The sequence below is a fragment of the Microbacterium sp. MYb62 genome, from assembly GCF_002979475.1.
In the GTDB taxonomy this organism is placed as follows: domain Bacteria; phylum Actinomycetota; class Actinomycetes; order Actinomycetales; family Microbacteriaceae; genus Microbacterium.
On record NZ_PCOY01000002.1, the window covers coordinates 183,947 to 200,156 of the forward strand.

14 protein-coding genes are annotated in these 16,210 nt (G+C 69.0%); 7 read left to right on the forward strand and 7 right to left on the reverse strand.

Features of this window, described 5'->3' with window-relative positions:
• Nucleotides 1-188: 188 nt before the first annotated feature.
• Nucleotides 189-1,952, reverse strand: coding sequence for an alkaline phosphatase family protein (locus CQ042_RS03340; RefSeq protein ID WP_105668805.1), 1,764 nt, complete (start codon nucleotides 1,950-1,952; stop codon nucleotides 189-191).
• A 107-nt stretch (nucleotides 1,953-2,059) separates the two neighbouring features.
• Nucleotides 2,060-4,645 carry a metallophosphoesterase family protein gene (locus tag CQ042_RS03345; protein WP_105668806.1) on the reverse strand — a complete coding sequence of 862 codons (2,586 nt, stop codon included), beginning with the start codon at nucleotides 4,643-4,645 and terminating at the stop codon, nucleotides 2,060-2,062.
• Nucleotides 4,646-4,787: 142 nt separating this feature from the next.
• On the opposite strand from CQ042_RS03345, the gene CQ042_RS03350 reads away from it, so the two are divergent.
• From CQ042_RS03350 to CQ042_RS03370, 5 genes are all read left to right on the forward strand, one after another.
• Nucleotides 4,788-6,215, forward strand: coding sequence for a CCA tRNA nucleotidyltransferase (locus CQ042_RS03350; protein ID WP_105668807.1), 1,428 nt, complete (start codon nucleotides 4,788-4,790; stop codon nucleotides 6,213-6,215).
• A gap of 98 nt (nucleotides 6,216-6,313) precedes the next feature.
• A complete protein-coding gene (locus CQ042_RS03355; RefSeq protein WP_105668808.1) occupies nucleotides 6,314-6,880 on the forward strand; it encodes a TetR/AcrR family transcriptional regulator in 567 nt (188 codons plus the stop codon).
• A gap of 77 nt (nucleotides 6,881-6,957) precedes the next feature.
• Nucleotides 6,958-8,289: a GAF domain-containing protein gene (locus CQ042_RS03360; protein ID WP_105668809.1), complete on the forward strand. Its 1,332-nt coding sequence runs from the start codon at nucleotides 6,958-6,960 to the stop codon at nucleotides 8,287-8,289.
• 104 nt (nucleotides 8,290-8,393) lie between these two features.
• Entirely contained in the window at nucleotides 8,394-9,944 is a 1,551-nt protein-coding gene (locus tag CQ042_RS03365; protein ID WP_105668810.1) for an aldehyde dehydrogenase family protein, read from the forward strand.
• A gap of 59 nt (nucleotides 9,945-10,003) precedes the next feature.
• Complete coding sequence (locus CQ042_RS03370; protein ID WP_105668811.1) at nucleotides 10,004-10,396, forward strand: DUF779 domain-containing protein; 393 nt, start codon at nucleotides 10,004-10,006, stop codon at nucleotides 10,394-10,396.
• Nucleotides 10,397-10,459: 63 nt separating this feature from the next.
• On the opposite strand, the gene CQ042_RS03375 is transcribed toward CQ042_RS03370, so the two are convergent.
• Nucleotides 10,460-11,101 carry a TetR/AcrR family transcriptional regulator gene (locus CQ042_RS03375; protein ID WP_105668812.1) on the reverse strand — a complete coding sequence of 214 codons (642 nt, stop codon included), beginning with the start codon at nucleotides 11,099-11,101 and terminating at the stop codon, nucleotides 10,460-10,462.
• Nucleotides 11,102-11,164: 63 nt separating this feature from the next.
• On the opposite strand from CQ042_RS03375, the gene CQ042_RS03380 reads away from it, so the two are divergent.
• A complete protein-coding gene (locus tag CQ042_RS03380) occupies nucleotides 11,165-12,478 on the forward strand; it encodes a glycosyltransferase (protein WP_105668813.1) in 1,314 nt (437 codons plus the stop codon).
• Nucleotides 12,479-12,499: 21 nt separating this feature from the next.
• Here CQ042_RS03380 and CQ042_RS03385 read toward each other — a convergent pair whose 3' ends face one another.
• Together CQ042_RS03385 and CQ042_RS03390 are read right to left on the reverse strand one after the other, a co-directional pair.
• Nucleotides 12,500-12,787: a DUF1905 domain-containing protein gene (locus CQ042_RS03385; protein WP_105668814.1), complete on the reverse strand. Its 288-nt coding sequence runs from the start codon at nucleotides 12,785-12,787 to the stop codon at nucleotides 12,500-12,502.
• 19 nt (nucleotides 12,788-12,806) lie between these two features.
• A complete protein-coding gene (locus tag CQ042_RS03390; RefSeq protein ID WP_105668815.1) occupies nucleotides 12,807-13,187 on the reverse strand; it encodes a DUF1761 domain-containing protein in 381 nt (126 codons plus the stop codon).
• A gap of 76 nt (nucleotides 13,188-13,263) precedes the next feature.
• Here CQ042_RS03390 and CQ042_RS03395 point away from each other — a divergent pair, with 76 nt between their 5' ends.
• Nucleotides 13,264-13,881, forward strand: a complete 618-nt coding sequence (locus CQ042_RS03395; protein WP_105668816.1) for a TetR/AcrR family transcriptional regulator — start codon at nucleotides 13,264-13,266, stop codon at nucleotides 13,879-13,881.
• Nucleotides 13,882-14,132: 251 nt separating this feature from the next.
• Here the strand turns inward: CQ042_RS03395 and CQ042_RS03400 are convergent, their stop codons facing one another.
• Entirely contained in the window at nucleotides 14,133-15,242 is a 1,110-nt protein-coding gene (locus tag CQ042_RS03400; RefSeq protein ID WP_105668817.1) for a hypothetical protein, read from the reverse strand.
• Nucleotides 15,239-16,207, reverse strand: a complete 969-nt coding sequence (locus CQ042_RS03405) for a hypothetical protein (protein ID WP_105668818.1) — start codon at nucleotides 16,205-16,207, stop codon at nucleotides 15,239-15,241. The genes CQ042_RS03400 and CQ042_RS03405 overlap by 4 nt, the downstream gene beginning before the upstream one ends.
• Between the last annotated feature and the right edge of the window lie 3 nt (nucleotides 16,208-16,210).

Consider the following 16,210-nt stretch of genomic DNA (forward strand, 5'->3'; position numbering starts at 1 on the left):
CCACCATCCGCGGCTTCCCCGCGGCAGGTCCCGGGGCAGGCGGCGGCATCGACGCGGGCCGACTGCCGGCGACGGGACTCGGACCCGACACGTTCCTCTGGGCCGCGGGCGGCGCCGGCGTGGTGCTCCTCGGAGCGATACTCCTGGTTACCGCCCGCCGCCGCTCCCGTCGGAAGTAGGCCGCGCGCTCACCCGCCCTTCGGAGGTCCGAACAGCTCCTCGCCGTGCTCGTGGAGGAGCTTGTACGCATCGGCGAAGGTCTCCGGTTCCGGCTCGCCGGGCTTGCCGTACCTCGCGATGAGGAGTCCGAGCAGCCCCCGCGCCGGTGGCGTGAGCGGCTTCATCTGATCCCTCTCGCCGGGCTGCGGGGCCGCGTCCTCCGGGTTGGGCGGGGTGTACGCGGGGGTGGTCACCGGCCAGTCGGCCGGATGCCGGGGCTTGTCGAGGTTCACGACGTTCATCAGCGTGTTGGCGGACTGGTCGCGGTCGTTGAGCGGCTTCAGTCCGTGCAGGCGCGAGAGGGTCGCCGTGACCGAGCCGTGATGCATCTCGTCGTGGATGATGGTGCCGCGCCGCGTGTAGGCCGACACGGCGATCGCCGGAACGCGGCATCCGAGTCGATCGAACGTGAAGCCCATCTCTCCCGCCTCGGTGTCGGGCGTGGGCTTGGTCGCGGCGGGCGGGGGGACGTGGTCGTAGCAGCCGCCGTGCTCGTCGAAGGTGATCAGCAGCAGGGTGTTGACGGCGTTCGAACCCTCGGGAGAAGCGCTCGTGCGCACCGCCTCGTAGATGTCGTGGATGAGCCGATCGCCGGCGCGGACATCCGAGATCGCGCTGTCGAACACGTCCTCGCCATCGACGTCGCTCTCGCGGGGTGACCCGAACGGCGGATGGAAGTCGTTGTGGTCGTAGACCATCCTCGGCTCGATGAAGGCGTATGCGGGGAGCTTCCCGGCCTTCGCCTCGGCGTAGAAGTCTTCCATGGTGCCGAAGTGATCGGTGCGCCAATACTTCTCCAGGACGGCGGCATGCAGCATTCCCGTGAACGAGACGAGTTGGAGCTTGTCGATGTAGATCTTCCAGTTCAGCTTCTTGTCTTCGAGCCGGTTGAAGACGGTCGGTGCGGCGGGGGCGTCGAGCCACTTCTTGTAGCCGCCGCCCGCCTGGTTGGTGACGAATCCGTGCGAGGTGGATGCGTGGAAGAACGAACGGTTGCAGAAGGTCTGCGAGGGCACACCGGCGTACCAGTGGTCGAAGACCGCGAACTCCGATGCCAGTGTCGACAGGACCGGCAGCATCTCGGGCGAGAACGAACCCATGATGTGCGCGGCCTCTTCGGGCTTCGGCTCGACGCCCTTGCGCAGACGGCGGAAGTTGATGATGTAGTCCTCGAGGAACCCCGACATCGTGGCCTTCTCGCCGTGCGTCGGCGCGTTGAAGGGCGCGGTCATCTGGTCGACGAACAGGTCGGCGTTCGTCTTCGGGTCGACGGTGCCGAAGATCTGGGTGTTGACGTGCGGATACTCCTCACCCGGGTCCGGGTCGGGGAGGCTCATGATCCGGTCCGTATCGCCCTCGTACACGTGGGCGTCGACGACCGTGCCGTCGGCCGCGGTGTTGCTGAACGAGCCGAAGTTCAGCCCCTCGAACTTCTCGCCCTTCGGCAGGTTCTCCTTCGAGTACAGATACCCGAGCAGGTTGTCGAAGGAGCGGTTCTCGCCCATCACCACGACGATGTGGTCGAAACCCGGCTCGCTCCGCGGGGCGAGCGCGGCGAACGGATCCGGATCTTCGGCGAAGCCGTCGCGCCCCCCGCCTGCCACCGACGCTCCGATGGCCGCCCCTCCGGCGCCGCCGACCACCGCACCGGCGAGAGCCGCACCGCCGATCCTGAAGAAGCCACGGCGGGACGTGTCGGAGACAGCGGGGGAGGAGGAGTCGTCATCGGCCACGAGGCGATCCTATGACCGTGTCGCGTCTCGTCGGTGATGCCGCCCAGACGACACGTATTCCGAGGGGGGGCGCCGTCGAGTCCGAGAACCCGACGGCGCCCGGTGCACTACTCCGCCTCGGTCGTGTCCACCGCTGCGTGCCGGCGACGTCGCCTCATCGCGAACAGGCCGAGGCCCGCCGCGAGGAGCACGACGGCGGCGACGATGTACGGCACGCTGTCGGCTCCCGTCGTGGCGAGGTCGCCACCGGCGGAGCTGCCACTGCCCGGAGCCACCGCTCCGCCGCCGGGTGTCGTTTCGCCGCCGGGTGTCGACCCTCCGCCTCCGGGTGCCGCCGTGACGGTCAGCGACGCGGTGACCTCGGTGCCGTCCGGCAGGATCACCGCGAGCGTGTGCACACCCGCCGGGGTGTTCGCGGGGATCGTGACGGTGCGCTCGAAGCTGCCATCCGCACCGGCGGTGACCGTCCCCAGCTGCACCGGGTCGGACCGCAGCTCGAGTCGCAGCTGAGCGCCCTCTGCGAAGCCGCTTCCCGACACCGTGACGGTGCCGCCGGCCTTCGCGGATGCCGCGCCGAGCTCGACCTTGGCAGGAACCTCGGGCTCCGGTGTGACCGGAGGCGTGACACCGGCTTCGGTGACCCACTTCTCGCCGGCATCCGACTTCGTCACCGTGAACGTGTCATAGACGGCGCCGACGGGGAGGTCGGTCGTGGCGCCCGGCTGCTTCTCCGCGAGGTAGGAGCGGTACACCAGCTGGTTCTTCGAGACGTCGATCACCTGGTACGTCGTCACGCCCTGGCCGCGCAGCACCTGGGTGGCGCCGTTGTTGGTCCAGACGTTCTTCTCGGGAGTCTCGAGGTCGTAGTGCTTCGCACCCGAGTTCGACACCACGTAGACCGGCCCCGTGGTGAGTCCGGGGGTCTCTGTGGCATCCGTGTTCACGTAGCCGCGGGCGTACGTGTGGTCGTGGCCCATGAGCACCAGGTCGATGTCGTTGCGCTGGAAGACCGGCAGCCACTCGGCGCGCAGCACCGGCTCGTCACGACCCTCGGACGCTGAGAACACCGGCTGGTGGAACGTGACCACGTTCCACTTCGACGGACTGTCCTGCAGCAACAGATCGAGCCAGGCTGCCTGGAAGCGGGTCCAGAGGACGCCGATCTGGGTGGACGGGCACTCCGCGCCCGTGCAGGACGGGAGCCCGGCCGGGGTGAGGAACGTCGTGTCGCGCGTCGCGTTCAGTGTGATGAAGCGCACGCCCTGGTAGTCGGTGTAGTACGCGGTCTCCGCGGCGAACGAGCTCCAGTGGTCGAAGAACGCGCGGTACTGCTGCGCGACGGCCGAGTCGCCCTTGGCCAGGTCGGCCAGGTCGCCGATCGAACTCGTCGACGGGTTGTTGTGCGGGTACTCGAATGCGGCCTTCCACGCGGTGAGCAGCTTGTCGCCCGAGTACTCGTGGTTGCCGGGGGCGGCCATCACGTTGGTGCGGACGGCCGAGTCCTTCATGCCCTTGAACCAGTTGACCCACTCGTTCTCGTTGCTCGACGTGTTGATCAGGTCACCCGCATGCACGGAGCCGATCGATCGGGGCGCACTGGCCTCGGCCTGCTTCACGACGCTCGGCCACGTGGTGTCGAGGCCGATCTGCGCGTCCCCGTAATAGATGAACTGGAAGTCCGTCGCCGCGGGATCGGCGGTGCGGAAGGTGAACCAGTCACTCCAGCTGCCGGGGAGGCCGACGCGGTAGCGGTACTCGGTGGCGGCAGTGAGGCCGGTCACGGTGGCCGAGAAGTGCTTGTTCGGGTTGCCGTTCACGACGCCCGCGTCATAGGCGTCGATCGTGCGGATCTCTCCGCCGGCGGACGGGGCGATCTCCACCTGTCCGATCGTGTGCGACGCGTCACCGGCGAGCCAGGAGAACGCCTGCGAGACGGCGGGCTGCTCGGTCGGGGTCAGGATGACGCGGGTCGGTGGCGCCACGACGGGCATGCCAGGAGCGGAGGCCTTGACGAGGGTCAGCGACGACATGTCGAAGTAGATGTCGGAGCTGGTCTCGCGGTCCTGGAACAGCGACACCGCGATGGTGTTCGTGCCGTCGTGCAGCAGGCCGCCCTCGGCGCTGAACGTGCTGGTGAGCGGGTCGCCGCCGCTGTCGCCGGCGTACTCGACGTTCTGGGTGTCGGTGATGCGGCCGTCTACATAGCGGGCGACCTCTTCGCCGTTGATCCAGACGATGATCGCGTCGTCGAAGGTGATGGTGCTCTGCAGCGCGGCGACCTGCTCGGCCACGCCCGCCTCGAGTTCGAACGTCGTGCGGAAGAAGTAGGTCGGCACGGTCGGGGCCTTGGTGCCGTCGAGGTAGTGGTTCAGGAGCGTTTTCGGCGTCTGCGGCCCGACCGGTGCGAGCTTCCCGCCCTTGGCGCCGAACGAACCCGGCGCCGTCTTCCACGTGCTGTCGTCGTAGGCGGGCAGCGTCCAGTCGCGGAGTTCCGCGGGTGCGGGAGAGGGGTCGGAACCGTCGTCCAGGTAGTGCCACGCGGTGTCGCCGGTGATCAGCGAGCCGGTCGGGACTTCGGGGTCGGGAGCAGCGAGTGCCGCAGGGGCGACGACGGCGCCGCTGAGCACCGCGAGGAGCGCCACGGACGTCAGTCCGCGACGCCGCCATCGCACCGCAGAGGTGGAGGAGGTCATGTCTGTCCTTCGGGATGGGGTTCCGTGCTCAGCCGCACGGGGCTCCTCCACCCCATCGAAGGCGGATGACCGGGGACTGGCCTTCCGGCGACCGGGAGGTGAACAGGCAGCCCCACCGGCCCACCCCGGTACGCTGGAAACCATGCTCAACATGGCTGACGGCCTCGCCCGTCTCGGTGCGCTCGCCGAGAATCCGGTCGTCCGCACCCTCGCGACGGCGTTCGAGGATGCCGGCTTCGATCTGGCCGTGGTGGGCGGACCGGTGCGCGATGCGCTGCTCGGCCGGGCGACGCACGATCTCGACTTCACGACGAACGCCTCACCCGACCACATCCTGAAGATCGTCACGCCGATCTCGACCGCGCAGTGGGACATCGGCCGTGCTTTCGGCACGATCGGTGCGCGCGTGCAGGGCGAGCAGGTCGAGATCACGACCTATCGCGCCGACAGCTACGACGGCGTGACCCGCAAGCCCACGGTCGAGTTCGGCGAAACGATCGACGGCGACCTCGTGCGCCGCGACTTCACCGTCAACTCCATGGCGTTGCAGGTGCCGTCCGTGAAGCTCGTCGACCCGACGGGTGGTGTGGAAGACCTCATCGCGGGCGTCTTGCGCACGCCCGCCGACCCGCGGATCTCGTTCGGCGACGACCCGCTGCGGATGCTGCGCGCCGCGCGCTTCAGCGCGCAGCTCGCCTTCCGCGTCGACGAGGCCACGTCCGAGGCGATCACCGAGCTGCGCGAGACGCTGAAGATCGTGAGTCCCGAGCGCATCCAGTCCGAACTCGTGCGCCTCATGCAGACCGACGATCCGGTGCGCGGCATCCGCGTGCTGGTCGACACCGGGCTGATCGACGAGTTCCTCCCCGAGGTCACCGACCTTCGCCTCGAGGTCGACGAGCACCACCACCACAAAGACGTGTACGAGCACTCGCTCACCGTGCTCACCCAGGCGATCGAGCTGGAGCACTCCCGACATCCTGGTGCCGCCCCCGACGTGCCGCTGCGCATCGCCGCGCTGCTGCACGACATCGGCAAGCCGCGCACCCGCAAACTCGAAGCCGGGGGCGTGGTCACGTTCCACCACCATGATGTGGTCGGCTCGCGGATGGCGCGCAAGCGGCTGCAGGCGCTGCGCTTCGACACCGGAACGACGGATGCCGTCGCGACCCTCATCGAGCTGCACCTGCGATTCTTCGGCTATGCCGAGGGCGCGTGGACGGATGCCGCGGTGCGCCGCTATGTGCGCGACGCGGGCGACCTGCTGGAACGCCTGCACATCCTCACCCGCGCCGACGTGACCACCCGCAACAAGCGCAAGGCCGGACGCCTGGCGAGTGCGTACGACGACATCGAGGCGCGTATCGCCGCGCTGCGCGAGCAGGAGGAGCTCGACTCCATCCGCCCTGAGATCGACGGCAACCGCATCCAGCAGGTGCTCGGTATCACTCCGGGGCGCGAGGTGGGTGAGGCGTACAAGTTCCTGCTCGATCTGCGCCTGGACGAGGGCGTGCTCGGTCCCGAGGTCGCCGAGCAGCGGCTGCGGGAGTGGTGGGCCGCACGCGGCTGACCTGCCTCAGCGCAGTTCGGGGACGATGATCTCCACCCGGTCGGACACGAGCTCGAAGTCATTACAACAGGTGTAGTGATCGCGCTAGTGTTCGTCTCATGGTGAAGAACGATTCGCGGCGACGGACCATCGCCGATGCCGGACTCACGGTGCTCGCCCGCGAGGGATCGAGAGGGCTCACGCACCGCGCGGTCGATATCGCCGCGGGGGTTCCGACCGGCACGACGTCGAACTACTTCCGCAGTCGGGACGCCCTCGTCGAAGGACTCGTCGAACGGATCGGCGAACGTCTCGGGCCCACTCCGGAGGATCTGGCGCGACGAGCGACCGCGATGCCGGGGCCCGCGCTCTTCGCGGACTACATGCGCGACATCGTGCGCCGTCTCACCGAGGACCGGGATGTGACGCTCGCGCTGTTCGAGCTGCGACTCGAAGGAGGGCGGCGCCCCGAGGTCGCGGCGGTCCTGGGCGCCTGGCAGCGGGCCGGCTTCGACGGCGACGTGGCCTTCAACACCGCGGCGGGGCTCCCCGGCGGGCGCCGCGAGATCGCGCTCTTCCACTATGCGATCGACGGACTGCTGCTCGACCGGCTCACCACCCCGATCGATCCGGACACCCCCACCGACGACGTGATCGACGCCCTGGTCGCCGGCCTCCTCCGCTGACTCCGGCAGGGTGTTCCCTCCGAGGCGCGCGGCTCGTACACTGAGGCAACGCACGTCCTCGACGATCGGAGACCGCTGTGTCTGCGCCGTGGCAGGTATCCCGCGAGTCCCTTCCCCCGACATCGCGACTGCTCGTCGAGCGTGCGCATGAGGAGCTGCTCGCCGGGAACCTCGACGATCGGCGACTGCAGGAGGTGCGGCCTCTCGTCCGTGAGTCCTGGGAGCGATCCTGGCGCGGACGTGTCGGCCCCGAAGGCGCCCCGCCGCTCGAACTCGTCAGCGAAGAACTCGAGGCGTACCGTCTCGCCCATCCTCTAGCCTCCGCGATGGACATGATCCGCGCGCTCCTGCTGCCCGGCTCCAGTGAAGACACCGGAGTGATCATCGCGGTCGGCGACCAGGCCGGTCGTCTGCTCTGGATCGAGGGCGATGATCAGTTGCGCTCGCTCACCGACGGGATGGGCTTCGTGGCAGGGGCGAACTGGTCGGAGGAGGCTGTCGGGACGAGCGCACCCGGAACCGCGCTCGCTCTCGGGCAATCGGTGCAGATCCGCGGCGCGGAGCACTACAACCGCCTCGTGCACCCGTGGTCCTGCACCGCCGCCCCCGTCCGTGATCCGGAGACGCAGCGCGTGCTCGGGGTCATCGACATCACGGGTGGTCCCGAGGTCGTCAGCCTGCAGGCGCGGCTGCTGGTCGATGCGACCGCCCGCGCCGTCGAGTCGGAGCTGATGGTGGCGCGTCTTCGCGAACGGAGCGAGGCGCCCCGGGCCAGAGCGACCCCGGTCAAGGCGCGCACGTCGGCGACCGCGCGCGCGACCCTGCACGTGCTGGGCCGCGACAGGGCGCGACTGGAGACCGAGTCCGTGCACGACGAATCGATGGTCGAGCTCAGCGCGCGTCATGCGGCCATCCTGCTGATGCTGGCCGTGCATCGCCAGGGGCTCTCGGCCGAACGGCTGTGCGAGCTCGTCTACGGACCCGGCGTCTCGCCCGACACGCTGCGTCCGGAGATGGTGCGTCTGCGCAAGGTGCTCGAGCGCACCGCACCCGACCTCGTGCCCGAGTCGCGCCCGTACCGCCTTCCCGTGCCGCTCGACACCGATGCGCACGACGTGCTGTCGTTGCTCGACCGCGGCGCGCATCGGGTCGCCCTCACCGCCTACCGTGGCCCCGTGCTGCCCGAGTCGACCTCGCCGGGCGTCGAGGAGTTCCGTGAATCGGTGCGCGCGGCGCTGCGCGAGGCGATGCTCTCCGAGGCGAGCCTCGACGTGCTGCTCTCCTACGCGGACATCCCCGAGGGGCAGGGCGACGCGGCGACACTCCGCCTCGCCCTGGAGATGCTTCCCGCACGGTCGCCGAAGCGCGCCGGCCTGGTCGCCCGGATCGAGCGCATCGACGCCGAGTAGGCGTGCAACCGGGCGCAACGTTGCGCATCCGGGCGCAACGTTCGGCGACCTACCTTCGGAGGACAGCCGCTGCACCGACGCGCGGCCCGTCGAAGGAGACCCCCATGAGCATCGTCGAAGAAGACGTTTCCCTCGCCTACGCGGCCCCCGGCCAGCCGGGCGCCGTCGCGAACTATCGCCCTCGCTACGGCCACTACATCGGCGGCGAGTTCGTCGAACCCGTGAAGGGCCAGTACTTCGAGAACGTGAGCCCCGTGAACGGCAAGCCCTTCACCGAGGTAGGCCGCGGCACGAGCGAAGACATCGATCGGGCCGTCGAGGTGGCGTGGCAGGCGTTCGCGAGCTGGGGCAAGACCAGCCCGGCCGAGCGCTCCGTGATCCTCAATCGCATCGCGGACCGGATCGAGCAGCACCTCGAGGAGATCGCGGTCGCCGAGACGTGGGAGAACGGCAAGCCCGTACGCGAGACCCTCGCTGCCGACATCCCGCTCGCCGTCGACCACTTCCGGTATTTCGCCGGGGTGCTCCGGGCGCAGGAGGGCGGCATCAGCCAGCTCGACGAGAACACCGTCGCCTACCACTTCCATGAACCGCTCGGTGTGGTCGGCCAGATCATCCCCTGGAACTTCCCGATCCTGATGGCGGTGTGGAAACTCGCGCCGGCGCTCGCCGCAGGCAACTGCGTCGTGATCAAGCCGGCCGAGCAGACCCCGGCGTCCCTGCTCTTCCTGTTCGAGATCATCGGCGACCTGCTGCCGGCCGGCGTCGTGAACATCGTCAACGGCTTCGGCATCGAGGCGGGCGCTCCGCTCGCGCAGCACAAGCGCATCCGCAAGGTCGCCTTCACCGGCGAGACGACGACCGGGCGCCTGATCATGCAGTACGCCTCGCAGAACCTGATCCCGGTCACGCTCGAACTCGGAGGCAAGAGCCCGAACGTGTTCTTCGAAGACGTCGCGCGCTCGACCAGCGACCCGTTCTACGACAAGGCGCTCGAGGGCTTCACGATGTTCGCCCTCAACCAGGGTGAGGTGTGCACCTGCCCCTCGCGCGCCCTCATCCAGCGCTCGATCTACGACGGTTTCCTCGCCGATGGCCTGGAACGGGTCGCGAAGGTCGTGCAGGGCAACCCGCTCGACCCCGCGACCATGATCGGTGCACAGGCGTCGAACGACCAGCTGGAGAAGATCCTCAGCTACATCGACATCGGGAAGCAGGGGGGAGCGCGGCTGCTGACCGGCGGCGAGCGGGTCGACCTCGGCGGCGACCTCAGCGAGGGGTTCTACGTCGCGCCGACCGTGTTCGAGGGCACGAACGACATGCGCATCTTCCAGGAGGAGATCTTCGGGCCCGTGCTGTCCGTCACCTCGTTCGACGGCTTCGACGATGCGATCTCGATCGCGAACGACACCCTCTACGGACTCGGCGCGGGTGTGTGGAGCCGCAGCGGAGACACGGCCTACCGTGCAGGGCGAGCGATCGAGGCCGGACGCGTCTGGACCAACACGTATCACCAGTACCCCGCACACGCGGCATTCGGCGGGTACAAGCAGTCGGGCGTCGGCCGGGAGAACCACAAGATGATGCTCGACCACTACCAGCAGACGAAGAACCTCCTCGTCTCGTACGCGGAAGGCCCGATGGGCTTCTTCTGAATCGCAGCTCCGGGCGGGCGCTTCCGCGTCCGCCCGGCCTCATCGCGGAGGGCGGAACCATGGTCGGCATCGGCACCTACCAGCGCGTCGGCGTGACGGATGCCGCGGCATCCCTCGTCCGGGACCTGACGGCGCAGCACGGACCGCTCATGTTCCACCAGTCGGGCGGATGCTGCGACGGCTCCGCACCCATGTGCTATCCGGTCGGCATGTTCCTCACCGGCCCGGGAGATGTGCTGCTCGGGGCGCTCGACGTCGGGCTCGACGCACCGGTCGAGGTCTTCATGTCCGAGTCGCAGTTCGCGTACTGGAAGTACACGCACCTCACGATCGACGTGGTGCCGGGACGGGGAGCCGGGTTCAGCGTCGAGGGTCCGACGGGCTTGCGCTTCCTCATCCGCTCCCGCATGCTGAACGACGCGGAGCTGGAGTACTTCGATCTCAGCCGCTGACGGTGGACGGATGTCTGCCGTGCACCGGATTCCCCCCGGTCGGCGAGCGGTTCCTCCGCCGGGTCATCCCGCGGAGGTCACCTCGGCGAGGACCGCGGCGCGCAGCCACACGGCGTAGCGTTCCGCCGGCCAGCCGGACTGCGTGACGAGCTGCTGGCAGCTCTCGGGCGAGAGCAGGAAGGACAGCGCGTCGGCCGTCGCGTCCTCGTCTGCGCGTGGCGAGGCGATGCCGCGTCGCACCAGTTCGGACACCAGCCTGCGGTAGTCGGCACGGCGGCGCTCGAGGATCCGGTGGAGCGCGTCGTCGACCACGGGGTCGGAGAGGGCCGCGCCGAGCAGAACGGTCCAGAGGCCGTGTCCCCGCGCGTTCGCGGTGGTGATCTGCGTCAGCACGGCGTCGAGGAAGACTTCGTCCGGGAGGTCGAGCACGCCGGCGGCCACCTCGGTATCGGTGAGGGAATCCGCCCCCTCCGCCCCCGAGAACGTGACCTCGAACGCCGCGATCAGCAGCTCGGCCTTCGCCGCCGTGGTCTTCACGGTCTCGGCGGAGACTCCGGCCTCGCGGGCGATCGCGGCGATCGTGGTGGCCTGATAGCCCTGCGTGGCGAACAGGCGGGCCGATGCGGCGACGATGCGTGCCCGCGTCTCCCGTGCCTGGCGGGCGCGCAGTTCGGATCTATAAGCGCGGGGGGCGGCTTCAGTCATTGACTTTCCTCATGGGGTGATGAATACTACGACGGTACATTCGATCTTAGGGAAGAACTCGCCATGTCCAGCTACCTCATCACCTGCACGCCCGCACACGGCCACGTCGTGCCGTTGCTGCAGATCGCTCGTCACCTCATCTCCCGCGGGCACGTCGTGAGCTTCCTCACGAGCAGTCGCTACGCCGATCGGGTGGAGGCGGCGGGCGCGCGCTTCGTCGCTCTTCCTCTCGACGCGGACATCGACCTCGACGACGCCGACGGGGCGTTCCCCGAGCGGGTGGGGCTCACCGGGCCCGCCGCCCTGCGCTTCGACATGAGCACCCTCTTCGTGCGACCGGGGGCCTCGCAGCTCGCTGCCGTCCGGGCCGAGCTGGGTGCCCATCCCGTCGATGCCGTCCTCACCGAACCTCTCTTCGTCGGCGGCGCCCTCCTGCAGCTGCTGCCGGAGAGCGAGCGACCGCCCGTCGTCGTGCTCGGCATCTTCCCGCTCGGTGCCCGCAGCAGGGACACCGCGCCCTTCGGACTCGGGGTCACGCCGCTGCCGGGTCCGATCGGACGCGTGCGCAACGCGTTCCTGCGCACCGTCGCCGAACGGGCGATCTTCGGAGGCGTCCAGAAGGAGGCCGACGCGATGGCACGACGCGAGGTCGGACGCGATCTCGGCGGGTTCGTCCTCGACTGGGCCGGCCGTGCCGACGCCTACGTGCAGTTCACGGTGCCCGAATTCGAGTATCCGCGTGCCGATCTTCCCGCGTCGGTGCACTTCGCGGGACCGCTGCCACCCACGCCTTCCGACCCCGCACTGCCGGTCTGGTGGGCGGATCTCGACGGCTCCCGGCCCGTCGTGCACGTCACGCAGGGGACCATCGCGAACTCCGACTTCGGGCAGCTCGTGCTGCCCACGATCGCGGCACTCGCGGCATCCGATGCTCTGGTCGTGGTCTCGACCGGTGGGCGACCCGTCGATGCCCTGGCGGGGAAGCTGCCGGCGAACGTGCGCGTCGCCGAGTACCTTCCGTACGATCGTCTGCTCCCGCGGGTCGATGTCCTGGTCACCAACGGTGGATACGGGGGCGTGCAGCAGGCCCTCGCGCACGGGATCCCGCTCGTGGTCGCCGGTCAGACGGAGGACAAGGTCGAGGTGTGCGCGCGGGTGGGATGGTCGGGTGCGGGTGTGAATCTGCGCACGAGCACCGCGGGCGCGGCGCAGGTCGCACGCGCCGTCGACCGGGTGCTGACGAATCCGTCGTTCCGGGTGAATGCCGAACGGCTCGGCGCGGCGATGCGCGAGGCCGACGCCTGGCGATCGCTCGGGAGTGTGCTCGATGGGTTCGCGGACCGGATGGAACGCGCCGGTCGCGACGTTCGAAGCTGACGCGCATGCGCCGCCGACGCCTCAGCCGTTGAGACGCTCGGTGAGATGCACGGTCACCTCGTCGCCATCGGTCTTGCCGATGCGCGTGCGGATGGCGGCGGCGACGGGCAGCTTGTGCGTGCCGTCGCCGAGGGCCATGAATGCGCCGCGGAACGGCTCGCCGTCGACCGTGCCGGCCACCTTGACCAGTCCGCGTGTGCCGAAGATCGTCGCGGAGTCGTCGAGCTGAACGCAGGTCCAGGTGTCGCCATCGCGGACCTTGCCGAGGGTGGCCGTGAACGTGATGTCGAGGGGGGTGGGTGTGTGCATGTCTCTCTCCGTTCTCGTGTCAGACGAACGATCCGACGATCGCGCCGATGATGGTGAGCTTGAGGACCCAGTCGAGCAGGTGGATGGCCGCGGCCGACAGTGCGGTGTTCTCGTGCACGACGCCGCCCATGAGCAGGACGAAGGGGAGGGTGCACAGAGCCAGGCCGAGGAGGGACCCGGTGCCGGCTCCGTGCCATCCGGCTGCGGCCATCAGTCCCGCGACGAGACACGAGACGATGAGGCTGCGCAGCACGACGGACGCCATCTGCGCGAGCACGGGGAGGCCGGGACGGGGCGTGCTCGTCCGCGCGATGAGAGCCGAGACCGGCGGCACGGCGTACAGGGCGGCACTCGCGATGAACGACACCACCGTGGCGAGGACGATTGCGAGGATGATCATGTCCGCCTCCTTTAGTACTTACTGGTACTCAATGTAGGAGGACTTCGGGGAACTGTCAAGTACTAAACTCGAGAACATGACCGCGACGCCTCGAACGCCAGGACGCCCGGCCGGTCGCACGGGTGACGCCCTGCTGGACACCGCTCGCGAGGTGTTCCTCGAGTACGGGTATGCGGGGACGTCGATGGACGAGGTGGCGAGACGCGCTCGCATCTCCAAGGCCTCGCTCTACCGGGAGCACGCCTCCAAGTCGGCGCTGTATGCCGCCGTCGTGGGGCAGTGGGCCATCGCCGGCCGAGGCGCCATGCGCCCGGCTCTCGTGGAGCTGAAGGCGAGCCGCGACCTGAGGAAGGGGCTCATCGCACTCGGTGAGACGCTGAGGGCCGGCATGCTCAGCGCTCCGGTGATCGCGATGCGCCGTCTGGTGATCGCCGAAGCCGCCGCGCAGCCTCAGGTGGCACGCGACTACCTGGCCCAGAGCTGGGACACGAACATCCACGATCTGGCCGAGGCGATGGTGCAACTGGCAGAGGCGCACGGCCTGCGCGTCGACGATGCGGATGCGCTCGCGAGTGAGTTCACCTGGTTGGTGGTGGGAGCGCCCCTGAACGCCGGCCTCCTGGGCGTCGAGAGGGTTGCGCCTCCCGTGGACCGGGCCGTCGACCTCTTCCTGGCCGGGTACCTCCGCCGCTGAATCCCGGGGAAAGAAAGCGCATTCCGGTGCATGGATGCAATGCGTTGCAACCCTGTCCGGTATACCATTCCGGTATACGCCCAGCAGTGTCAGTCCCCAGCTGACCGCGGGCGGGGCGGCTCAGCCGTCAGCGGAGGGAGAGTCGATCTTCTTTCGATCCCGAGGGGGGATGGGGTGGGAGTTCGGTCCCCAGCCGACACCCACCCCCACACTCGGACTCCCCTCGGAGCGGTCTGCTCGGAGCGCTCTTCTCAGTGCAGTCTGCTCAGGAACCAGAACGCGACGAAACCGATCACGACGATGATCGGCCACCACGTTCCCCCGCGCTTCAGACGCCGCCCCTGTGACGCGACCCCCGGAGGCGGGGTGAGCACTCCCACCGGGGGAGCGAACGGCAGCGTCCGATCCGGCCCCGGGCCCGCCAGGGATGCCGCGGCAGCCGCGTTCTCGGAGACCAGACGCTCGTCGCGCCACCGAGACCACTGATCGACCTTCGTCAGGAGCGCGCCGACCGTCCCGAACAGCCACGCCCAGGTCGCGGGGTCGAGGGTCGAGACCTTCCGCTGCGTGTACAGGAACAGCCAGTCGTCGACGATCTCGACGTCGAGCTGCGCGGCGCTGTCGATGAACCGCGCCATGATGTCGGGGGTGAACAGGTAGAGGGCGTCGCGTTCGTAGCTGGTCGGACAGTACAGAGTGAAATGCTGATCGAAGTCGCCCTCGAGCGAGAGGCGCTGCGCCTTCTGGAACGACGCCGGCAGGTTCGACCCGAAGCCGTTGTTGCCCTTCGCGTCGAGCACGATGTTCGGCAGCGGCACGTCGAGCTTCACGGCCACGTACCCCCAGCGGTAGGTCGTGGAGTTCTTCCCCGACTGCACCGTGTACTGGTAGTTGCCGAACTCGACGAAGCGGGGCCGCGTGCCGCGGATCAGGTCCGTCGACTGACGGGAGCGTCCGAGACGGAAGATCATGCCGGGAAGGGGAGGGTCTGCGACCTTCGCCTCGTACGACATCCCGTTCGCCTGGGCGAACCGGTGCAGCCGATAGCGCGTGGCCTGGGCGTTGCGCACGCTCAGCCAGATCATCACACCCACCGCGGCGAGGAGGAGGGCGATCAGCACCAGAGGGATCGCCGCGGTGGCGGGGGATCCTCCGAACGACGCGAGACTCAGGATCACGCTCACGAGGACGGGCACCATCACCACGGTCGCGATCGCCACGGCGACGATGCCGATGACGGTGGATGCCGAGACTCCGGCCGTCTGCCGGGACCGCAGCTCCGCCGCGAACGCACGCACGGCTGCACCGTCGACCGGGTCGGTGAGCGGCCGGGGGTCGAAGGCGGGATGCGGTGACGTCACCGGTTCACCGCATCGGCGTCCCAGGTGAGGTCGGAACCCTCCACGATCGGGAGCGCCTCCAGACGGTCGTCGGCGCAGATCTCCGCGATCAGTTCCGGCGAACCCGCCACGACCGTCGAATCGAAGTCGACCTCGGTCACCATCACCCACGCGTGATCCTCCGGCCAGAGGATGCTCGGGCCCTGGGCCGACGGCGGGAAGCCGCGCTCCTCGGCGGCGCGATCGCGCCAGGGGACGCGCAGGATCCAGTCCGGGTCGGCGAAATCCCGCGGTGACGCGGCGAACAGCACGTGATCCCGCTGGGGCAGATGCAGCCTCGCCCCTTCGGAGATCTCCCGCGAGAGGATGCCCTCCTGCCAGGTGGGCTTGCGGAAGACGTTGTTGAACGGATCGCGAGTGCTGCGGTCGAGCATCGCCTGATGGTTCGGGTCGTCCGAGAAGGTCGGGAAGGCACGCGACGGCGTCTCTCCGAAGAAGCCGGTCAGCCCGCCCCAGCCCTCCCAGAGCGCTGCGAAACCGTCGTCCGGGGTCTGGGTGTGCTCCGCCAGGTGCGCGGCGATCGTCGCCAGGACCTCCGGCTCGAGCTCGCCCTCCAGCGGGGCGGTGAACTCGCGGCCGTCCGGGGCGATCCGCGTGCGCCAGTCGCCGTCTTCCGGGGTGCGCACGATCCGCTGCCACTGCGCGAGCGGATGCAATACCGTGCCGAACGCCGCGGCCGTCTGCTGCCACGTGGCGGGTTCATCGACGAAGCGCTCGGCCAGCGCGCGCTGCTCGCGCTCCGACAGTCGAACCATCTCGTCGGATGTCGGAATCGCACGATCCGGCAGGGAGCGGACGATCGCGGGATGGAAGACGCGGGCATAGGCGGGAAATCCGCGCGGAACCACGACGTTCATCGTCTCGACCTCCGGGTCGAGCCGCTCACGCAGCCATGCGCCCGCCGACGGGTCAGCCATCCACTCCATGCG

Bases quoted from the DNA above. Each gene is read 5' to 3' on its own strand.
- CQ042_RS03345 (WP_105668806.1), bottom strand. From the start codon at position 4,645: ATGACCTCCTCCACCTCTGCGGTGCGATGGCGGCGTCGCGGACTGACG.
- CQ042_RS03350 (WP_105668807.1), top strand. From the start codon at position 4,788: ATGCTCAACATGGCTGACGGCCTCGCCCGTCTCGGTGCGCTCGCCGAG.
- CQ042_RS03355 (WP_105668808.1), top strand. From the start codon at position 6,314: ATGGTGAAGAACGATTCGCGGCGACGGACCATCGCCGATGCCGGACTC.
- CQ042_RS03365 (WP_105668810.1), top strand. From the start codon at position 8,394: ATGAGCATCGTCGAAGAAGACGTTTCCCTCGCCTACGCGGCCCCCGGC.
- CQ042_RS03370 (WP_105668811.1), top strand. From the start codon at position 10,004: ATGGTCGGCATCGGCACCTACCAGCGCGTCGGCGTGACGGATGCCGCG.
- CQ042_RS03375 (WP_105668812.1), bottom strand. From the start codon at position 11,101: ATGACTGAAGCCGCCCCCCGCGCTTATAGATCCGAACTGCGCGCCCGC.
- CQ042_RS03380 (WP_105668813.1), top strand. From the start codon at position 11,165: ATGTCCAGCTACCTCATCACCTGCACGCCCGCACACGGCCACGTCGTG.
- CQ042_RS03385 (WP_105668814.1), bottom strand. From the start codon at position 12,787: ATGCACACACCCACCCCCCTCGACATCACGTTCACGGCCACCCTCGGC.
- CQ042_RS03390 (WP_105668815.1), bottom strand. From the start codon at position 13,187: ATGATCATCCTCGCAATCGTCCTCGCCACGGTGGTGTCGTTCATCGCG.
- CQ042_RS03395 (WP_105668816.1), top strand. From the start codon at position 13,264: ATGACCGCGACGCCTCGAACGCCAGGACGCCCGGCCGGTCGCACGGGT.
- CQ042_RS03405 (WP_105668818.1), bottom strand. From the start codon at position 16,207: ATGGAGTGGATGGCTGACCCGTCGGCGGGCGCATGGCTGCGTGAGCGG.